Raw genomic sequence first — 15943 nt, forward strand, 5'->3', positions numbered from 1 at the left:
TGGCTAACGAGGCGCTAATTTAATGATTATGTGCCTGATGGTCAAGGCTAAACATAAAAAAAAGCGCCCTTTTCCACTCGATTGCTCACTAAGTAACTAAATTGAGCAAAACTGGGTCATTTAGATACTTTGAGAATAACCGGGAACACGGAACCAACGGCGGCACATGTCCAAGAAGTACCCATACAACACACCCATACCGCAAGAAATAATGGCGTTACTTGTCACCGCGGTCACTATTTGGTCTGTAGACGCACCAACTGCGAATAAAATTCCTGCATAAACTGGAGACTGAAAAAGCACATAAGCGACCAGATCAGATACGTTTTTCATAAATGAAGACGGCGATACCTTGTTGCCCTGACGTAGCACCCAATCACGAAAAACGCCATACGGCCAAGCAATAGCAATATTCACTGGAATAGATAGTGTACGTGATGCTAAAGATTGCTCAAACGTCATCCCTGAAATCAAAACCTCGACAATCATCCCTGTGATAAAGCAAAAAACAACCATAGCAAAGGTATCCGCTGCGGCGTGACGAATACAAAATGGTCCGCGAGACTTCATTAACCAACCCCTAAAATTAAATACCACCAACAATAAACAAAATAAAACTATCAACCATCAAACAAATACATGACCAGTTAATAAGGCAATTAAATCACATAAAAAGCAGCGTATGGCACTGTATTTGAAATCAAGTTGTAAATTTATAACCATTTTTTAAAATGAAAGTAGTTTTTTTCACCACCAACAACTAAAAACGCCTAAAATGACGTAAAAATGGTAGAAAAATACGGATTTAACTTACACAAAAAGTGGGATAAGTGATTGTTTGGATGGAGGGTTAGGATAAAGTTCGGGGAATAAACGATCATTCTAATAACTTATGCTACTGAGTTGTTAAAATTCAGAGTATTCCCGATGTGAGCGCAACTAAGAGCCGCACCGTTTCTCTTATGACAGGATCCAACAGCAGAGCTAAGCTCATTGAAAGTAAGGAAAAAAATAGACGATTCAGCTAAGGTTAGGTATGAAGAGTAAAGACAATTCATGATTGCGTTGAATCGCGCTATATGGATTAAGCTATGATGATGCGAGCAAGAGCGTTAATGTATCGATATCATCTTGGTTTGGAGACTGCTGACGCTTTAAGTTACGCCTTATTCGCTCGGCAACTAAAGAAACGTCTTTATTAGCATCAGGGGTGACTTGAGCAATAATCGCTGAAATAGCCTCTAGCGCTTCGTTGAGATGACCATTATCTAGAGCAACATAGAAGTTTAGTAGCCACTTTTCCGCATCAAGGATATCCGTTGTATTATCACCAAAGTCCGACTGGTATTGGTATAACCGTGCTGCATGGAGATATAACGCATCATTTAATTCAGACTCCACAATTGGTTTCGCAATTATGTGGTCGGCTCCTACATTTATCATGCGCTCTTGTGTTTCTTTGAATACATCCGCTGTGCAGCCAAAGATCAGTACCGACTTTACAGGCGAACTCATCGCTCGAATGGCTGATATCGCCCCAACACCATCAAGAACAGGCATATGATTGTCCATTAATATCAAATCAAATGACTGAACGGCCACCTCATCGACGGCAAGCTGACCATTTTCAACACTTGTGCACTCAAAGCCTTTGGCTCTTAGGAAAGTTTCCATAATGATCGCATTTGTTCGGTTGTCTTCGACAATGAGCGCTTTCAAACCTTTGCAATTCAGCTTATGTGCATTGACTGCTTCCACTTTCCCAGGCTCACAAGGCGTAAGCGCGATCTCGACGGTAAAGGTTGTCCCGACATTCTCTTGACTCTGCACAATCACATGCCCTCCCATATGCTCGGCAATTTCTTTTACTATCGCCAAACCAAGCCCTGTACCACCAAACCGCCTAGTCGTCGAGGACTCCGCTTGTTCAAAAGGACGGAAAATGCGTTTTTGCGCTTCTTGAGAAATACCGATACCCGTATCTTTCACCGCGAGAATAAGCTTGGTACCTGCCTTGCTCGATTTCTCGGTCAGCTCTACCTCTACGATGCCTCGGTCGGTGAACTTGACAGCGTTGTTTAGTAGGTTAAACAATACTTGGCGCAGACGGGCTTTGTCATTGTTGTACCAGCGCCCTGTTGGTAAATGAGACACGACTCTAAAACGAAGGCCTTTTTCTGCACATAGTGTTTGATAAACACTTTTTATGCTGCCGATGATCGACTCAATTGGGAAAGGCGTATTTTCGAATTCAACATGCCCTTGCTCAATTTTTGAGTAATCTAAAATCTCATTAAGTAACGTCATCATATGATCACCTGAGTCATAAAGTGTTCTCAGGTGCTTACGTTGATCATCGGTGAGTGGTGTTTTTAACAATATCTGAGCGGTTCCTAATACACCGTTCATTGGCGTGCGAATCTCATGGGATAATGTGGCTAAAAATGCCGTTTTAGCGTTCGTCGAAGCCTGGGCTTTTATTCTCTCTTGCTCTAGATAGATGGTTTTTTCATTGAACTTCTCGATGAGCTGTCCAATTTCATCTTCGCTATCGTAATCAATGTCTATGATCCCGCCAGTTTTCGAGTCATCAATCTTAGCCGCAATACGGACAATCGGTTCGACAATGTAACGATTCAGCAAGTAATACCCGACCAGTACACACAAGAGTAAGAATGGAATGATCCTCCCCTCAACACTCATGACTTGTTCAAACACTTGATCGGCTACTTTAGCTTTCGCGTTGACAACTTCCATCCGCCAATCGAACTCTCCGAAATCAAGCTCACTGACATAAATTTCGTCTGTTAGTTGGAAGTTGTGCTCAATAATCACGTTCGAGTCAGCATCGCGAACCACCACACCTAAAGAATGCTGGTTAGTATGCTCTCGAATAAACTGAAAAAGTGCATCAAGTGATAAGTCTACCGTTACAACGCCAGCGAATTGACCGTTTTGATAATATGGGGAAGACGCAGTAATCATCTGAACCTGAGTAAAAGTGTCGATATAAACCGTAGACCAACTCACAGAACCAACTGGCGCGTCGGCTGCTGCCTTATACCATGGTTCATTGTCATAACCGCCAGATTCAGGATTATTGTAGGAGTGAATTTGGTCAATACCGCCATCACTGTTTTTATTGAAGAATAGGCTTTTATATCGCCATTGTTCAGCTTTGAGTTCTGGTTTAGGCCATACGCCACCACTGACGTGCATCTCATCACTCAATTGGAGAATATGCGGAATTGTTGTGTTGAGAGATTGAATATTTTCAGTCCCCTGGGCGAGTCCTGCAAGGCTGCTCAATACACCGGTAGAGCTAAGGAGAGGCTCTTTAATCTCTAGAGCAAGCAGTTGGGTGCGTAACTCTAGGTTTTGCTCCAGCTTTTGCCTAACCGGAGGCTCGACAACCAAATAAGCAACAGAACCAATCGTTGCGATAAAGAAGCACAGGTACAGTGTCAGGGCGAGAATGCTTTTTTTTCTAAGTGATGAGCGAATTTCCATAGATGTCTGTGAATCATTCCCTAATATCGATTTATCACAAATTGATTGGTAAGATGAGCGCAATCAACCAGCCCATTAACAAATGGTATTCTATTTTGAAACTACAAGACATCCTTTCTCTCCCAGAACTTGACGGTAAACTACTAAACCTAGCAAAAACTCAAGGCTTTGTAACAGCGATGGCTGCAGCGCCAAACGTATTAATGCCTCAAGAGTGGTTGCCATTCTTATGGGGTGGTGAAGAAACAGCGCCATTTACTGACGGTGAGCAACTAGAGCAATACATTGATGAGATTGTGCAAATGTGGAACCAAACTCGTCCTGCTCTCCTAGAAGGATTTTGGCAGTGGCCTGAAGGATGCGCGTTAGATGGACAAGATATTGTAACAAGCCAGACCCGTGATTTCTGTGAAGGTGTATTACAAGGTTGGCAACTTGCTCGTGATGACTGGGAAACACTAATGCCAGAGGACAGCGAAGATAATGCTCTGCTCGGCGGTGTTTTGCTTTCTCTTACGATGCTTTACGATCCAGAAACGACCATTGAAACGTTGGCAGAACAAGGCATGGAAGGCTTAGAACAGTTTGAAGAGATCTTCAATGCCATGCCAGTGATGCTATGTGGTCTTACTCAGCGCGGTGTTGCATTAGCTGAAGAACAATAAGACACAACGCTGTCGACCATCAAGATTGAACCGCTGAATAGACAAAAGCTCTCTGGATGGAGAGCTTTTTTGATCATGTTAAAATCACATGTGGAATATATCGCGCCATATCTTGCGTGACTAAGCTAGTGTCTTCCCGAATCGAAATCCCAGCTGCTCTATCGTTGACTAGCCAGCTACCAATTAACGTATGGCTTTGCCCAAACTTGGGTAACGGATGATACTGCTGGACGATATTGAATTTAGATTCATAAGGCCCTGCCGTTTTGAGTATGCGTTTCCCACCTTTGACGATCTCAATATTTGCGCCTTCTCGAGAGAATAGTGGTTTGATTACAAAATCTTTCAAAGTGTTCGCTTTTGAATCGTTAGCAAAATAGGCAGGTAAAAGATTAGGATGATTCGGAAAGCGCTCCCACAATAACGGTAAAAGTGCTTTGTTGGATAGAATCGACTTCCACATGGGTTCTAACCAATTCACTTTCGCGGTCGCTAAGTATTTCGCATATTCCTCTTCAAACATAAACTCCCACGGATAAAGCTTGAACATCCAACGAATCGCTCTGTCATCTGCATCCACGAACTGACCATCTTCCGTCGCACCAATATCTTCGACATAAACAAACGCCGTCGCTAACCCAGCTTCGCGCGCGCAATCTTCTAAATACTGGACAGTCCCTTTATCTTCTTCAGTGTACTTGCAGCAGCTAAAGTGAAGGGTTTGCCCGGGTTGATATTTGGCTATCTCGGAAAAACGCTCAATCAAAAAGTCTTGAAGAATGTTGAATTGATCCGCGCTCTGATGAATTAGACCTTTATTTACAACATCCTCTAACCACACCCACTGCCAAAAACCCGTTTCAAACAGGCTGGTCGGCGTATCCGCATTGTTTTCCAGTAACTTAGCTGGCAAAGTTCCGTTGTATGCAAAATCCAGACGCGAATAGAGCGAGGGTTCATTTCGGTGCCACGAAGAAGCGACCTGCTCCCACATAAATTCAGGGATCGCACATTGCGTCAGCAACCGCTCACTACGAACCACCTCGTCCACAATAGCCAGACACATCTGATGCAGCTCTTCAGTGGGTGCTTCAATATCGTTCTCTATTTGCTCAAGCGTGAATTGATAGTAAGCACTCTCATCCCAATACGGTTGGTCATACATGGAATGGAAGCCAAAACCAAACTGGCGTGCTAACTCACGCCAGTTTTCTCGTTCTTGTATTTCTCGTCGAAACATAGTGCTTATTAACCGCCTCGGCTGACCGATACCGCTTTACCAAACCCGCCTCGAGACATTGCTCTACCAATAGTTCCGCCACCACGTTTATTTAGGTTACTGGTCGCAACCTTCGTCGGCTGATTACGATAGGAACCAAAAAATTGTCCGGCACCATTATAGAATTTGGATTTATAGCGATACATTGGTTCAGAGTAATAGCTCTTGTTGTAACCTTTCAAACCGCTCAGTGCTCGACTGTAAAAGAAGCCCCCAAAGTGAGGCACATAAGCTCGGGAACTGGAACTGTAGTAACAATCGTCTTCGTAAAAATCATTTTCACATTCGAACTCATTGTTGTAGCGAGGGGCATTTCGTTCGGCGCGAGCCAAAGCTTCTTGATAAGCAATGTCACACTGCTCACTGAACTCTGGCGAGTTTGATTTGCATTCATCAGCGTCAGAAAAAATGTAGCCTTCGGTTTTCGATTCTTGTGTCGCAAAGAAGAAAATACCGCCAAAAGCAGCAAAGGGAATAATTTTCCCAAGCTTTAAACTTTTGTCCATGGAAGAACGTTTAACGTTAGAACTCCGCTTCATCGTCCCTCCTAGTACGTCATACAAGCGGCATTTAATACACCGACCGATATAGAAACAGCCGCTAATACAATACCGGCAGGCAGCTCATCTTTTTCGATACGCTCAGTCACTTTTGGAAGTAAAACAAAACGTACAATCGCAAATGCAATGATCTGCGCCAGCATTGCAACAACGCCCCACACCATAAAATCGACAATGTTGACTGAGTTTTTTGCAGCCCCCGAAATCGCAATACAATAACCAAGAAATGCGCCACTTAGTGCAATCGCAGCCGCTGTATTTTGCTTTTCTTTGATCAGGTGCCATTCATCGTAAGGCGTAAGCTTGACGTAGATGAACTTAAACGCCAAAACGAAAATAATAGAAACAGAAAAATAGAGTAAAAAATTGGGAAAACCTGCTAACAGGTCAGCAATCATGTGCATTATTGTTCCTTGTTCATTTCTTTCCATGCAAAATCTTCAATACGTTCATCTGCAATGTAAAACAGCTTGGTACTCGGTGGTACTTCTGCACCTAAATCTGGGTTGAGTTGGATACCATGGCCAATGTCAAAAGCAATTAGCGTGGCATGATGACGCCTTTTGAGAAAAACGAAGAGACTCTCAACAGTAGTTACTGGCAGCCTTTCAGGATAAATGACCGAGTATTGAGTCATACCTCGTGTTGAAGCTAATAGCTCTTGGTGAAGTGCACTTGAGCCCGGATCTACCGCCGCTTTTGCCAGCATTTCCGCGCCAACTGCAGGTATGCATTCCGCTTTCGGACAATGTTGACTTAAAAGACGGCCTAACGCCTCATCTTTAAAGTAAGCGACCAAATGTGCGGCAGGATTCACAGAAGCACAGTACAGCGCGGCTGACAGCGTGATATCGTCCGATAGGTTATCAACAATAACGCAAGCTGCTTCAGCAATATTGGCGTTTTTCATCTCTTGTGAATCCGTGTAACTGGTCACTTTGATAAAACTGATCTCGCCTGGCAACGGGTTTTCTATTTCTGAACGGCTGCACAAAACAATCGGACGCTTCCCCTCTTCTTCATGTTGTAACATGCGAATAAGGTGCATCGTTCTCGATCCATTCCAACCCAACAATACAATATGGTTTTCCACTCTTACTCTCCGTTTTCCTAAAATACCCGCTCTCCAGTAATCCATCGCTGCTCCAGCGACACGTCCCAATAATGCAGCGAATAGGCTCAAACCGCCTGGGATCACAAACAGAACAACAACCCATTTACCCAAATCTGTCACTGGAGAATGATCGCCATAACCCACCGTACTCGCCGTAACCATAAGGTAATAGATAAAGTTAGAGAAGTTGTCTGTTAATGCGGTTTCACCAGCGAGAACGAGCAGTCCCCATGAAAGGCTCACATATAAGCCACTAAAGATGAGAAGACTTCGGTTGCTCAATTTAAAAAGGTGTGAACTAAGCCACTTTTTAACTACTAACCACACCGCCATAAATTTATAACCTCGATATTCATTGATTGCATCAATAGTAACTCATTGATAGTAAGACACAAAAAAACCAGCCATATTCGGCTGGTTTTTGAGATTTACTTTCAGTTACGCCTACTTTTTAAGCATTACCTTTCACTTGCATATTTAGCTGCTCAGCAAAGTCCAACATACGATTTAACGGAATGAGCGATTTAACACGCAATTCTTCATCAACAAAGATCTCGTGTTCTTCACCGCCTTCGCTAAGCGCTTTCTCTATCGCTTTCAAACCGTTCATTGCCATCCAAGGACAGTGTGCGCAGCTGCGACATGTTGCGCCAGCACCTGCGGTTGGCGCTTCGATAAGTTCTTTCTCTGGCACAAGTTGCTGCATTTTAAAGAAAATGCCTTTGTCTGTCGCAACGATCATTTGTTTATGAGGAAGCGCTTTCGCTGCTTTGATCAACTGACTCGTCGAGCCAACGGCATCGGCAAGTTCTACGACACTTGCTGGTGATTCAGGGTGAACCAAAATAGCCGCATCTGGATACACGCTCTTCATTTTGCGTAGCGCATCAGCAGAGAACTCATCATGAACCACACACTCACCTTGCCATAGCAGCATGTCTGCGCCAGTTTTATTAGCGATGTACGACCCTAGGTGACGGTCTGGTCCCCAGATGATTGGCTTGTCTTCAGCGTCTAAGTGTTCCACGATTTCAAGCGCAATGCTTGATGTAACGACCCAATCGGCACGAGCTTTAACTGCGGCAGACGTATTTGCATAAACCACAACCGTGTGATCAGGGTGAGCATCACAGAACTCACTGAACTTATCCGCTGGACAGCCAAGATCGAGCGAACATTCCGCTTCCAACGTTGGCATTAGAATTCGCTTTTCTGGTGTTAGGATTTTGGCCGACTCGCCCATAAAGCGAACACCGCCAATGATCAGTGTGCTTGCAGGATGACGATTACCAAACTTCGCCATTTCCAACGAGTCACCAACAAAACCACCCGTTTCTTCCGCTAGGGCTTGAATCTCAGGATCGGTATAATAGTGTGCGATAAGTACCGCATCCTTTTCTTTTAGCAGCTTTTTAATGCGCTCAATGTAAGACGCTTTTTCTTCTTCGCTTAATGGAACTGGCTTCGGTGGGAATGGGTAAACAGTGTCGATTTTATCTAATATATGGCTCATTGCTCTTGCTCTACGCAACTTCCTTTAATCCGAGTATTGTAACCTCGTTAATTTTCAAAAACCAACTTGTCGCGGGGATTTCTAGCTATCTAGCCGTATATCTTTGTTACAGGTAGCATTTCTGATTGAAAGAATCCGTTGCAAGATGGGGGTAAAAGGCTCGATGCCATTCCTCTCGATTTATTCGATCACCACCGATAAAGAAACGGAAAAGAAAAAGGAAGCCGAAGCTTCCTTTTTAAAACATAACGTCTTACAGCTTAGAGCTGGCAAGTTTTGCAGATGCACTACCTGGGTATTCATCAACCACTTGTTGGTAGTACTTTTTCGCTTGAGCTGCATTGTTATTACGCTCAGCGATTTCACCTAACTTGAGCAAAGCATCGGCTCGCTTATTGGAGTCTTTATAAGACACCACCGCAGCAAAGCTCTTTACAGCATCTTTGTCCTGCTTCTTAGCGAAGTACAATTGGCCTAGCCAATAGTGAGAGTTCGCTGAGTATGTGGAGTCAGGATAATCTTTCTGGAACTGCTGGAACGCTGCAATTGCGCCAGTGTAGTCACGTTTCTTGAGAATGAGGTCGACTGCATTTTGGTATGCCGTTTGCTCATCAACATTTGGTGTGTACTGACCACCTGTTTTAGCCGGTTTCGCTTCTTGCGCAGGCGCGGATTTGATTTCTCCACGCACACGATCTAGCTCGACAAACAACTCTCGTTGACGTTGCAACATTTGCTTCATTTCGTAGCTATTTCGCTCTAATTGACCACGTAATTCACTGATCTCTTGTGACATTTGGTCAATTTGCTGTTGCATTTGGAGCTGAACGCGATTGCGGTTTTGTAGCAAGCGCTCTAGACGCTCTACTTCCGTTTCAGATGAACGGCTCTTAGAGACGGATGATGTGCTGTTGAGATCGGATACTGGAGCTGGTGCAGCGAACGCAAAGTTCGCTGCACTTGCCAGTAACGTAAGCGCAACAGCGCGCTTAGTGTTACTGAACATGAGGATTACCTCGAATTAGTATACTAGAACCGCGCGACGGTTCTTAGCGTAAACTTCATCTGATTGACCTAGAAGAAGTGGCTTCTCTTCACCGTAGCTAACGATTGAGATTTGGTCAGCTTGAACACCTAGTGCTTGTAGGTAGTTCGCTACTGCTTGTGCACGACGCTCACCTAGAGCGATGTTGTACTCAGGAGTACCACGCTCATCAGCGTGACCTTCGATAGTTACGTTAAGTGCTGGGTTCTTGCTTAGGTAAGAAGCGTGAGCCGCTAGCATCTCTTCGTAATCTGCTGCAATTGTTGAGTTATCAAAAGCAAAGTAGATTGTTTGAGTTTCACGTAGAGCTTGCTCTTTTAGCTCTTGCTCTGTTAGCTGACCGCTTTGATCAATTGGCGTAGCTACTGTTGTTTCAACTGCGCCATTGTTGTTTGTTGCTGCACCAGTGTTAGAAGCAGCGTCGTCGCTTGAACTACACGCTGTAACAGCCATTACAGGAAGCGCGATTAGTAGCCCTTTTAGAACCTTGTTCAGTTGCATCTTATTTTCCTTTATTAATCAAACTTATTACTACAAAAACGGTGACCATGCAGGCGCTCTAACACGCCCATTTGTTGCCGGTAATCTAGCTTTGAATCGACCATCAATTGACACCATCGATAGTACGTTTTTCTTGTTGTAAATCGAGCTATACACAACCATGCCACCGTTTGGGGCAATACTAGGAGACTCATCAAGCAAGGTCTTAGTTAAGACTTGAAGAGCACCAGTTTCCAAATCTTGTTTCGCCAAGTTAAATCCTGCGTTACTGCGGTTCACCATTACTAGGAATCGCCCATCAGGAGTAATCTGGCCACCCAAATTTTGGCTGCCTTGCCAAGTCAAACGGTCAATAGAACCGCTGCCCAAATTTACTTGATAAATCTGTGGTTTACCACCCCTATCCGATGTGAAAATCAACGATTTTCCATCTGGATGCCAGAACGGTTCAGTATTATTTGATCTGCCACGCGTAATTTGCGTCAGCTTGCGAGTGTTAAGATCGAACGTGTAAACATGAAGCGAGCCTGTCTTAGAGAGAACAATCGCTAACTTATTGCCGTCAGGCGAAAATCTTGGCGCACCATTATGACGTGGGTATGACGTAATCTTCTCACGCTCACCGGTGTAGATGTTCATGATAAAGATTTCTGCTTGACCATTTTGGAAGCTAACATACGCAAGCTTTTTACCATCTGGCGACCATGCTGGTGACATTAATGGTTGCTTAGAACGTAAAACCAAGCGCTCGTTGTAACCATCGTAATCAGCCACACGAAGTTGGTAAGGGAAACGGTCTTTATCATTCACCACCACGTATGCAATACGGGTCATGAAGGCACCACGGTCACCCGTTAACTGCTCATACACCAAATCAGAGATGCGGTGAGCGTACTCACGCATGCGAGGGCCTTGAACGGTCGCGACCTTATTGAACAGCACATGATCTTTTGACAGTACTAATTCGCCATCGCTACCAAGCGCTTTACTTTTTCCACCCGTTAGCTGACCACGCACAATATCAACAAGTTGATAGTTGATAACGTAATCACCTTGAGCATTTTGTTTGATTGAGCCAGTCAGCAGAGCATCTACACCTAAATTAGTCCAGGCATCAAAATTGACTTCTGATTCACTGAACGGAGTTTGTGGCATCTTGCTCGTTGGAACGGGGCTGAACTTACCACTGCGTTGCAAATCCGAGGCAATAACAGCAGAAATATCCGTTGGAAGCGCTTGAGTACCCTCCCACTTAAACGGAACAACAGCAATTGGTCGTGCTGAATCAATACCATCGGTAATGACCAACTCTAATGCGGCATTCGCCACATTTGTCATACTGCTAAACAGTACAAACATTCCTAGTAAAAGGCGTCTAATCACGTCTTATTCCTTTTAGTCCAAAGCAACAGTTATGTTGATGTCTTTTAGTCTTTCGTTTACCGCAGCTTCTGAAGATTTAGGGAACGTCCCTACCTGAGCTATCGCTCGCTTCGCCGCTGCACATACTCGAGTATCGCCACTCAAAACGGTAACACCAGAGACCATCATATCAGTTCCTGTCGGAATCAATTTGATGTTTACCCTACACTCCTTTCCCAGCAAGTAGTCATCCTTAATCAACTTTTGCTGAATATTTTGAGTATAGATGGATGACATTCGAGAAAGTTCATCGTCAATAAATTGATTTCGAGCAGCACTATTTTTACTAACCTCATCCTCAAGACCCGCAAAAATATCATCTAGCGCGGCTTCTTGTGCTTTACGCTCGCGCTCCGCACGTTCTGCAGCTTCTCTCGCTTTGCGCTCTCGCTCTGCCGCTTCTTTTGCCGCTTTCTCTTTTGCAATGCGCTCTTTTTCAGCTTTTTCAGCGGCTTCACGCTCACGACGTGCTTTTTCTTCCGCTTCTTTTGCTGCCTTTTCACGAGCTAGACGTTCTTGCTCAGCTTTTGCTATAGCGGCTTCTTTCGCTAAACGCTCCTGCTCAGCTTTACGCACAGCTTCTTCTTTTGCCTTACGCTCTTTTTCTAGCTTAGCAGCTCGCTCTTTTTCTTTGCGAACGCGTTCTTCTTCCTGCTTGCGCTCTTGTTCTTTTTTCTTACGTGCAGCTTCTGCTTCTCGTGCTGCTTGAGCATCTTTCGCTTGCTGTTCTTTCAACTTGCGAATTTGCTCTTCTTCAGCTTTACGGTTTTTTTCTAGCTGCTCTGCTTCGCGTCTCAATTTATCAAGACGCTCTTGTTCTTTTTTTGCTGCCTTTTCGCGTTGCTGGCGAATTTCTTTCGCTTGTTGCTGCACAAGTTTTGGATCGATGACAACAGCTTGAACCATTTGCCCTGTAGGCTCTGGTTTAGACATGTTGAAGTCCGTCCCCCAAAGCAGGGCTGCAACTAGAATTGCATGCAAACCAACCGATATTGCTATCGGTTTGGCGTATTGGTTGGGTTTCTTCTTGTGATCTTTCATAGATAATTGATGTCTATTCCCTGATATCGGTCATTAGACCTACCTTAGGGATACCAGCTCGACTTAGTTCATCCAGCAATAGCACAACATCGGCATATGGTGTTGCCGCGTCGCCACCTACCGCAACTGGTGAATCTGGCTTAACCTCTCGCTCCGCTTTCACTCGCACAATAACATCTTGCAACGACAAACCTCGCTGAACTTCTTCATCATTTACGCTTAGGCCTAAATTACCCTCGCTATCAATTTCGATTATGATAAAACTACTGTCAGTTTCGCCAGCAAGGTCTTGCATAGATTCAGCGGTCGATGTTTTCGGAAGATCAACATCGACGCCTTGAGTCACAAATGGAGCGGTCGCCATAAAAATGATCAACAGTACGAGCATTACGTCAATGTACGGAACAACGTTGATCTCCGCTGTCATTTTTCGCTTTTTAGGTTGATAACCCGCCATGCTTTATTCCTTATCCGCGCTGTCTCGGCCAGCCATCGCTTGACGATGAAGGATGCTGTGGAATTCTTCAGAGAATGTTGCGTAAGTGTGCTCTAGTTTGCTCACTTTATTGCTTAGGCGGTTGTAGGCCATTACAGCCGGAATAGCCGCAAATAGACCCATCGCTGTCGCGATCAATGCCTCGGCGATACCCGGTGCAACCATAGACAACGTAGCTTGTTTTACTTCACCCAACGCAATAAAAGCGTGCATGATGCCCCAAACGGTACCAAATAGGCCGATGTAAGGACTGATAGAACCGACTGTCGCTAAGAACGGTAAGCTTGTTTCTAGTTCATCAACTTCACGAGAGACAGCAACGCGCATTGCGCGGCCAGTGCCTTCCATGATGTACGCTGGTGAGTTTGCGTTGCTCTTACGTAGACGAGCAAACTCCGTGAAACCTGCGTAAAAAATTTCTTCTGTGCCTTCAATTTCGTCTTTACGCGCTTTTACTTTTTGGTAAAGCTGAGAAAGATCAGTACCCGACCAGAATTTGTCTTCAAACTGCTCTGCATTCTTTGAGGCTTGAGAAAGCACTTTGCTGCGCTTGATGATCATTGCCCATGACACAATTGACATACCAAGCAACGTCAGCATCACAAGCTTTACCAACAGACTGGCCTGAAGAAAGAGATCTAAAATGGAAATATCAGCAGTCACTATTTGTTAGCTCCGAATTTATAAAGGTTGGAATAGCTATTGGTTTCATTTTCTTATTATCGATACATGCTACCTTAACAGAGGCCTTGCACAATATCTTGCCTTGATCATTGACCAACTCTTGACAGAATTGCAGGGAAGCACGTTTTATTTCTGACACTCGGGTTAATACTGTCAAATGCTCGTCCAGCCTTGCCCCTTGGTTGAAATCAATATCCATGTGTCGGACAACAAAGCCGATATTTTGTTCCAGTAACACATGTTGAGAAATGCCTTTGGCACGTAACATTTCTGTCCGCGCGCGCTCAAAGAATTTTAGATAATTAGAATGATATACAACGCCGCCCGCATCGGTGTCTTCATAGTAAACGGTGATCGGCCAGCGAAAGAGATTTGATGTGCCTTGCAAGGGAGTCCCAATATATTCAATTCTTTAAAGTAATTACTATAACTGAAGCGACAGCAATTGGTACCGAGCTAAGGGAATATTTTTGAAATTTGTAGAAAAAATAAAAGCTAGGCGAAATACCTAGCTTTTATTCGATGATTTAGTAACCGACTTTATTACAGCGTATTTCAGCCTAAAAGAAATAAAGTGCCGTTAAATAAATTAAGATAGCTAACGAAAAGTAGGGACTAAACAAAACTTGCCAGTACCAGTTTCTCGGTTTGAAGCCCACACCGTAAACCATGCTTGAGCATACAGACCAAATCAGTGCTGGTGCGATGATTGAGTTAAAACCACCAATTGCTTGATGGTAAGCTTCAGGATCCCACATCACCAATCCTACATGCATAAAGCCAAGGATGAGAGATAAGACTCTTAACAGAGTCTTATCCATCGGAGCGTGAAGTTGCGCTACCTTATCAGCGAGATTACTCACTGTCTTTATCCATCATTTCTGAGTGCTCTAACCAAAGAGCGTTGATGATACCGAATGCACAAGCAAGTAGTACACCTAGAATCCATGCGAAATACCACATAGTAAATGCTCCTTAGTAAAGTGAGTTTTTGTTGTCTTCAATGTACTGATCATCAAGGCGACCAAACATCTTGTAGTAAGTCCAAGACGTGTAACCAAGGATGATTGGTACCATAACAAACGCAACGCCTGTCATTAGGTTCAGAGTCAGTTCAGATGACGTTGCATCCCACATTGTTAAGCTGTGGCTTGGCATTAAGTCTGAAGGCATGATGAATGGGAACATCGCAAAGCCTGCAGTAAAGATAACGCCAGCAACACCCAGACTTGAAGTAATGAACGAAATCGCACATTTTTCAAGACGAGATGCCAATACGGCAAGAAGCGGCATTGCAACACCTAGTACAGGAGCAGCCCATAGTAGTGGGTAGTTTTCAAAATTCTTCATCCACGCACCAGCTTCACGGATTACCTCTTTGTTTAGAGGGTTAGAAGCTGCATTAGTGTCGATACCGCCAACAATGACGTAACCATCGATATTTTGGATCCAGAAACCAGCCGCTACAAACGCTGCAACCGTCAGTAAACCTGCCAACTGAGCAACGTTGCGAGCACGCACATGCACTTCGCCCGTTGTTTTCATTTGTAGCCAAGTCGAACCTTGCATCAAAATCATGAACAAGCTAACTAGGCCACACAGCAGTGCAAATGGGTTTAGAAGACCAAAGAATGAGCCATGGTATGTTGGCATCAAGAACTCACTCAATTGGAATGGTACACCCTGTAGTAGGTTGCCAAACGCTACACCAAAGATGATTGGTGGAACAAAACCACTGATTGAGATACAGATATCCCAGGTATTGCGCCATTTTGGATCTTCAATTTTAGAGCGGTAGTCTAGGCCCAGAGGACGAAGCCATAGCGCTGCTAGTGTCAAAATCATCGCTAAGTAGAAGCCTGAAAATGACGTTGCGTAAACCAAAGGCCAAGCTGCGAACAGTGCACCACCAGCAGTGATAAGCCAAACTTGGTTACCATCCCAGTGAGGGGCAATTGAGTTAATCATGACGCGACGTTGCGTGTCGTTTTTACCGATAATAGGTACAAGCGCGCCTACACCCATATCGAAACCGTCTGTTACTGCAAAACCAACTAGTAGAACACCGATTAGTACCCACCAGATGAGTCGCAAGATTTCGTAATCAAACATC

Annotated in this window: 18 protein-coding genes; 1 reads left to right on the plus strand and 17 read right to left on the minus strand. The window is 44.3% G+C overall.

Annotation, left to right across the window (positions count from 1 at the left end; genetic code table 11):
* Positions 1–120: 120 nt before the first annotated feature.
* Positions 121–570: an L-alanine exporter AlaE gene (locus L3V30_RS05115; protein WP_237308471.1), complete on the minus strand. Its 450-nt coding sequence runs from the start codon at positions 568–570 to the stop codon at positions 121–123.
* A gap of 519 nt (positions 571–1089) precedes the next feature.
* Positions 1090–3510 carry an ATP-binding protein gene (locus L3V30_RS05120; RefSeq protein WP_237308472.1) on the minus strand — a complete coding sequence of 807 codons (2421 nt, stop codon included), beginning with the start codon at positions 3508–3510 and terminating at the stop codon, positions 1090–1092.
* Positions 3511–3563: 53 nt separating this feature from the next.
* On the opposite strand from L3V30_RS05120, the gene L3V30_RS05125 reads away from it, so the two are divergent.
* Positions 3564–4175: a YecA family protein gene (locus tag L3V30_RS05125; protein WP_237308473.1), complete on the plus strand. Its 612-nt coding sequence runs from the start codon at positions 3564–3566 to the stop codon at positions 4173–4175.
* Between the two features lie 73 nt (positions 4176–4248).
* Here the strand turns inward: L3V30_RS05125 and L3V30_RS05130 are convergent, their stop codons facing one another.
* The 15 genes from L3V30_RS05130 to cydB all read right to left on the minus strand — a co-directional run bounded on the left by L3V30_RS05130 (position 4249) and on the right by cydB (position 15942).
* Positions 4249–5415: a glutathionylspermidine synthase family protein gene (locus L3V30_RS05130; RefSeq protein WP_237308474.1), complete on the minus strand. Its 1167-nt coding sequence runs from the start codon at positions 5413–5415 to the stop codon at positions 4249–4251.
* Between the two features lie 8 nt (positions 5416–5423).
* A complete protein-coding gene (locus L3V30_RS05135; RefSeq protein WP_005390768.1) occupies positions 5424–5993 on the minus strand; it encodes a DUF1190 domain-containing protein in 570 nt (189 codons plus the stop codon).
* Between the two features lie 8 nt (positions 5994–6001).
* The gene (locus tag L3V30_RS05140; protein ID WP_005390766.1) at positions 6002–6418 is read right to left on the minus strand and encodes a DUF350 domain-containing protein; all 417 of its coding nucleotides are present in this window, start codon (positions 6416–6418) and stop codon (positions 6002–6004) included.
* Positions 6418–7461 carry a potassium channel family protein gene (locus tag L3V30_RS05145; RefSeq protein ID WP_237308475.1) on the minus strand — a complete coding sequence of 348 codons (1044 nt, stop codon included), beginning with the start codon at positions 7459–7461 and terminating at the stop codon, positions 6418–6420. The genes L3V30_RS05140 and L3V30_RS05145 overlap by 1 nt, the downstream gene beginning before the upstream one ends.
* Before the next feature lie 118 nt (positions 7462–7579).
* Positions 7580–8641, minus strand: coding sequence for a quinolinate synthase NadA (gene nadA / locus L3V30_RS05150; RefSeq protein WP_005390762.1), 1062 nt, complete (start codon positions 8639–8641; stop codon positions 7580–7582).
* A 253-nt stretch (positions 8642–8894) separates the two neighbouring features.
* Entirely contained in the window at positions 8895–9647 is a 753-nt protein-coding gene (gene ybgF / locus L3V30_RS05155) for a tol-pal system protein YbgF (protein WP_006742904.1), read from the minus strand.
* Between the two features lie 15 nt (positions 9648–9662).
* Entirely contained in the window at positions 9663–10187 is a 525-nt protein-coding gene (gene pal, locus L3V30_RS05160; protein ID WP_005378293.1) for a peptidoglycan-associated lipoprotein Pal, read from the minus strand.
* Between the two features lie 30 nt (positions 10188–10217).
* A complete protein-coding gene (gene tolB, locus L3V30_RS05165) occupies positions 10218–11570 on the minus strand; it encodes a Tol-Pal system beta propeller repeat protein TolB (protein WP_005390758.1) in 1353 nt (450 codons plus the stop codon).
* Positions 11571–11582: 12 nt separating this feature from the next.
* Positions 11583–12650: a cell envelope integrity protein TolA gene (tolA, locus tag L3V30_RS05170; RefSeq protein WP_046874744.1), complete on the minus strand. Its 1068-nt coding sequence runs from the start codon at positions 12648–12650 to the stop codon at positions 11583–11585.
* 13 nt (positions 12651–12663) lie between these two features.
* Positions 12664–13107 (minus strand): ExbD/TolR family protein, encoded by a 444-nt coding sequence (locus tag L3V30_RS05175; RefSeq protein ID WP_005378298.1) that lies wholly within the window; start codon positions 13105–13107, stop codon positions 12664–12666.
* 3 nt (positions 13108–13110) lie between these two features.
* Positions 13111–13809 carry a protein TolQ gene (gene tolQ / locus L3V30_RS05180; protein ID WP_005378301.1) on the minus strand — a complete coding sequence of 233 codons (699 nt, stop codon included), beginning with the start codon at positions 13807–13809 and terminating at the stop codon, positions 13111–13113.
* Entirely contained in the window at positions 13799–14218 is a 420-nt protein-coding gene (gene ybgC / locus L3V30_RS05185; RefSeq protein WP_012841975.1) for a tol-pal system-associated acyl-CoA thioesterase, read from the minus strand. Before ybgC ends, tolQ begins: the two co-directional genes overlap by 11 nt.
* A gap of 172 nt (positions 14219–14390) precedes the next feature.
* Positions 14391–14693: a cyd operon protein YbgE gene (gene ybgE / locus L3V30_RS05190; protein ID WP_046874743.1), complete on the minus strand. Its 303-nt coding sequence runs from the start codon at positions 14691–14693 to the stop codon at positions 14391–14393.
* Entirely contained in the window at positions 14686–14793 is a 108-nt protein-coding gene (gene cydX / locus L3V30_RS05195) for a cytochrome bd-I oxidase subunit CydX (protein ID WP_000270284.1), read from the minus strand. The genes ybgE and cydX overlap by 8 nt, the downstream gene beginning before the upstream one ends.
* 12 nt (positions 14794–14805) lie before the next feature.
* Positions 14806–15942, minus strand: a complete 1137-nt coding sequence (gene cydB, locus L3V30_RS05200) for a cytochrome d ubiquinol oxidase subunit II (protein ID WP_006742909.1) — start codon at positions 15940–15942, stop codon at positions 14806–14808.
* Position 15943: the final 1 nt, after the last annotated feature.

This window comes from Vibrio sp. A1-1 (assembly GCF_021728175.1).
In the GTDB taxonomy this organism is placed as follows: Bacteria; Pseudomonadota; Gammaproteobacteria; order Enterobacterales; family Vibrionaceae; genus Vibrio; species Vibrio diabolicus.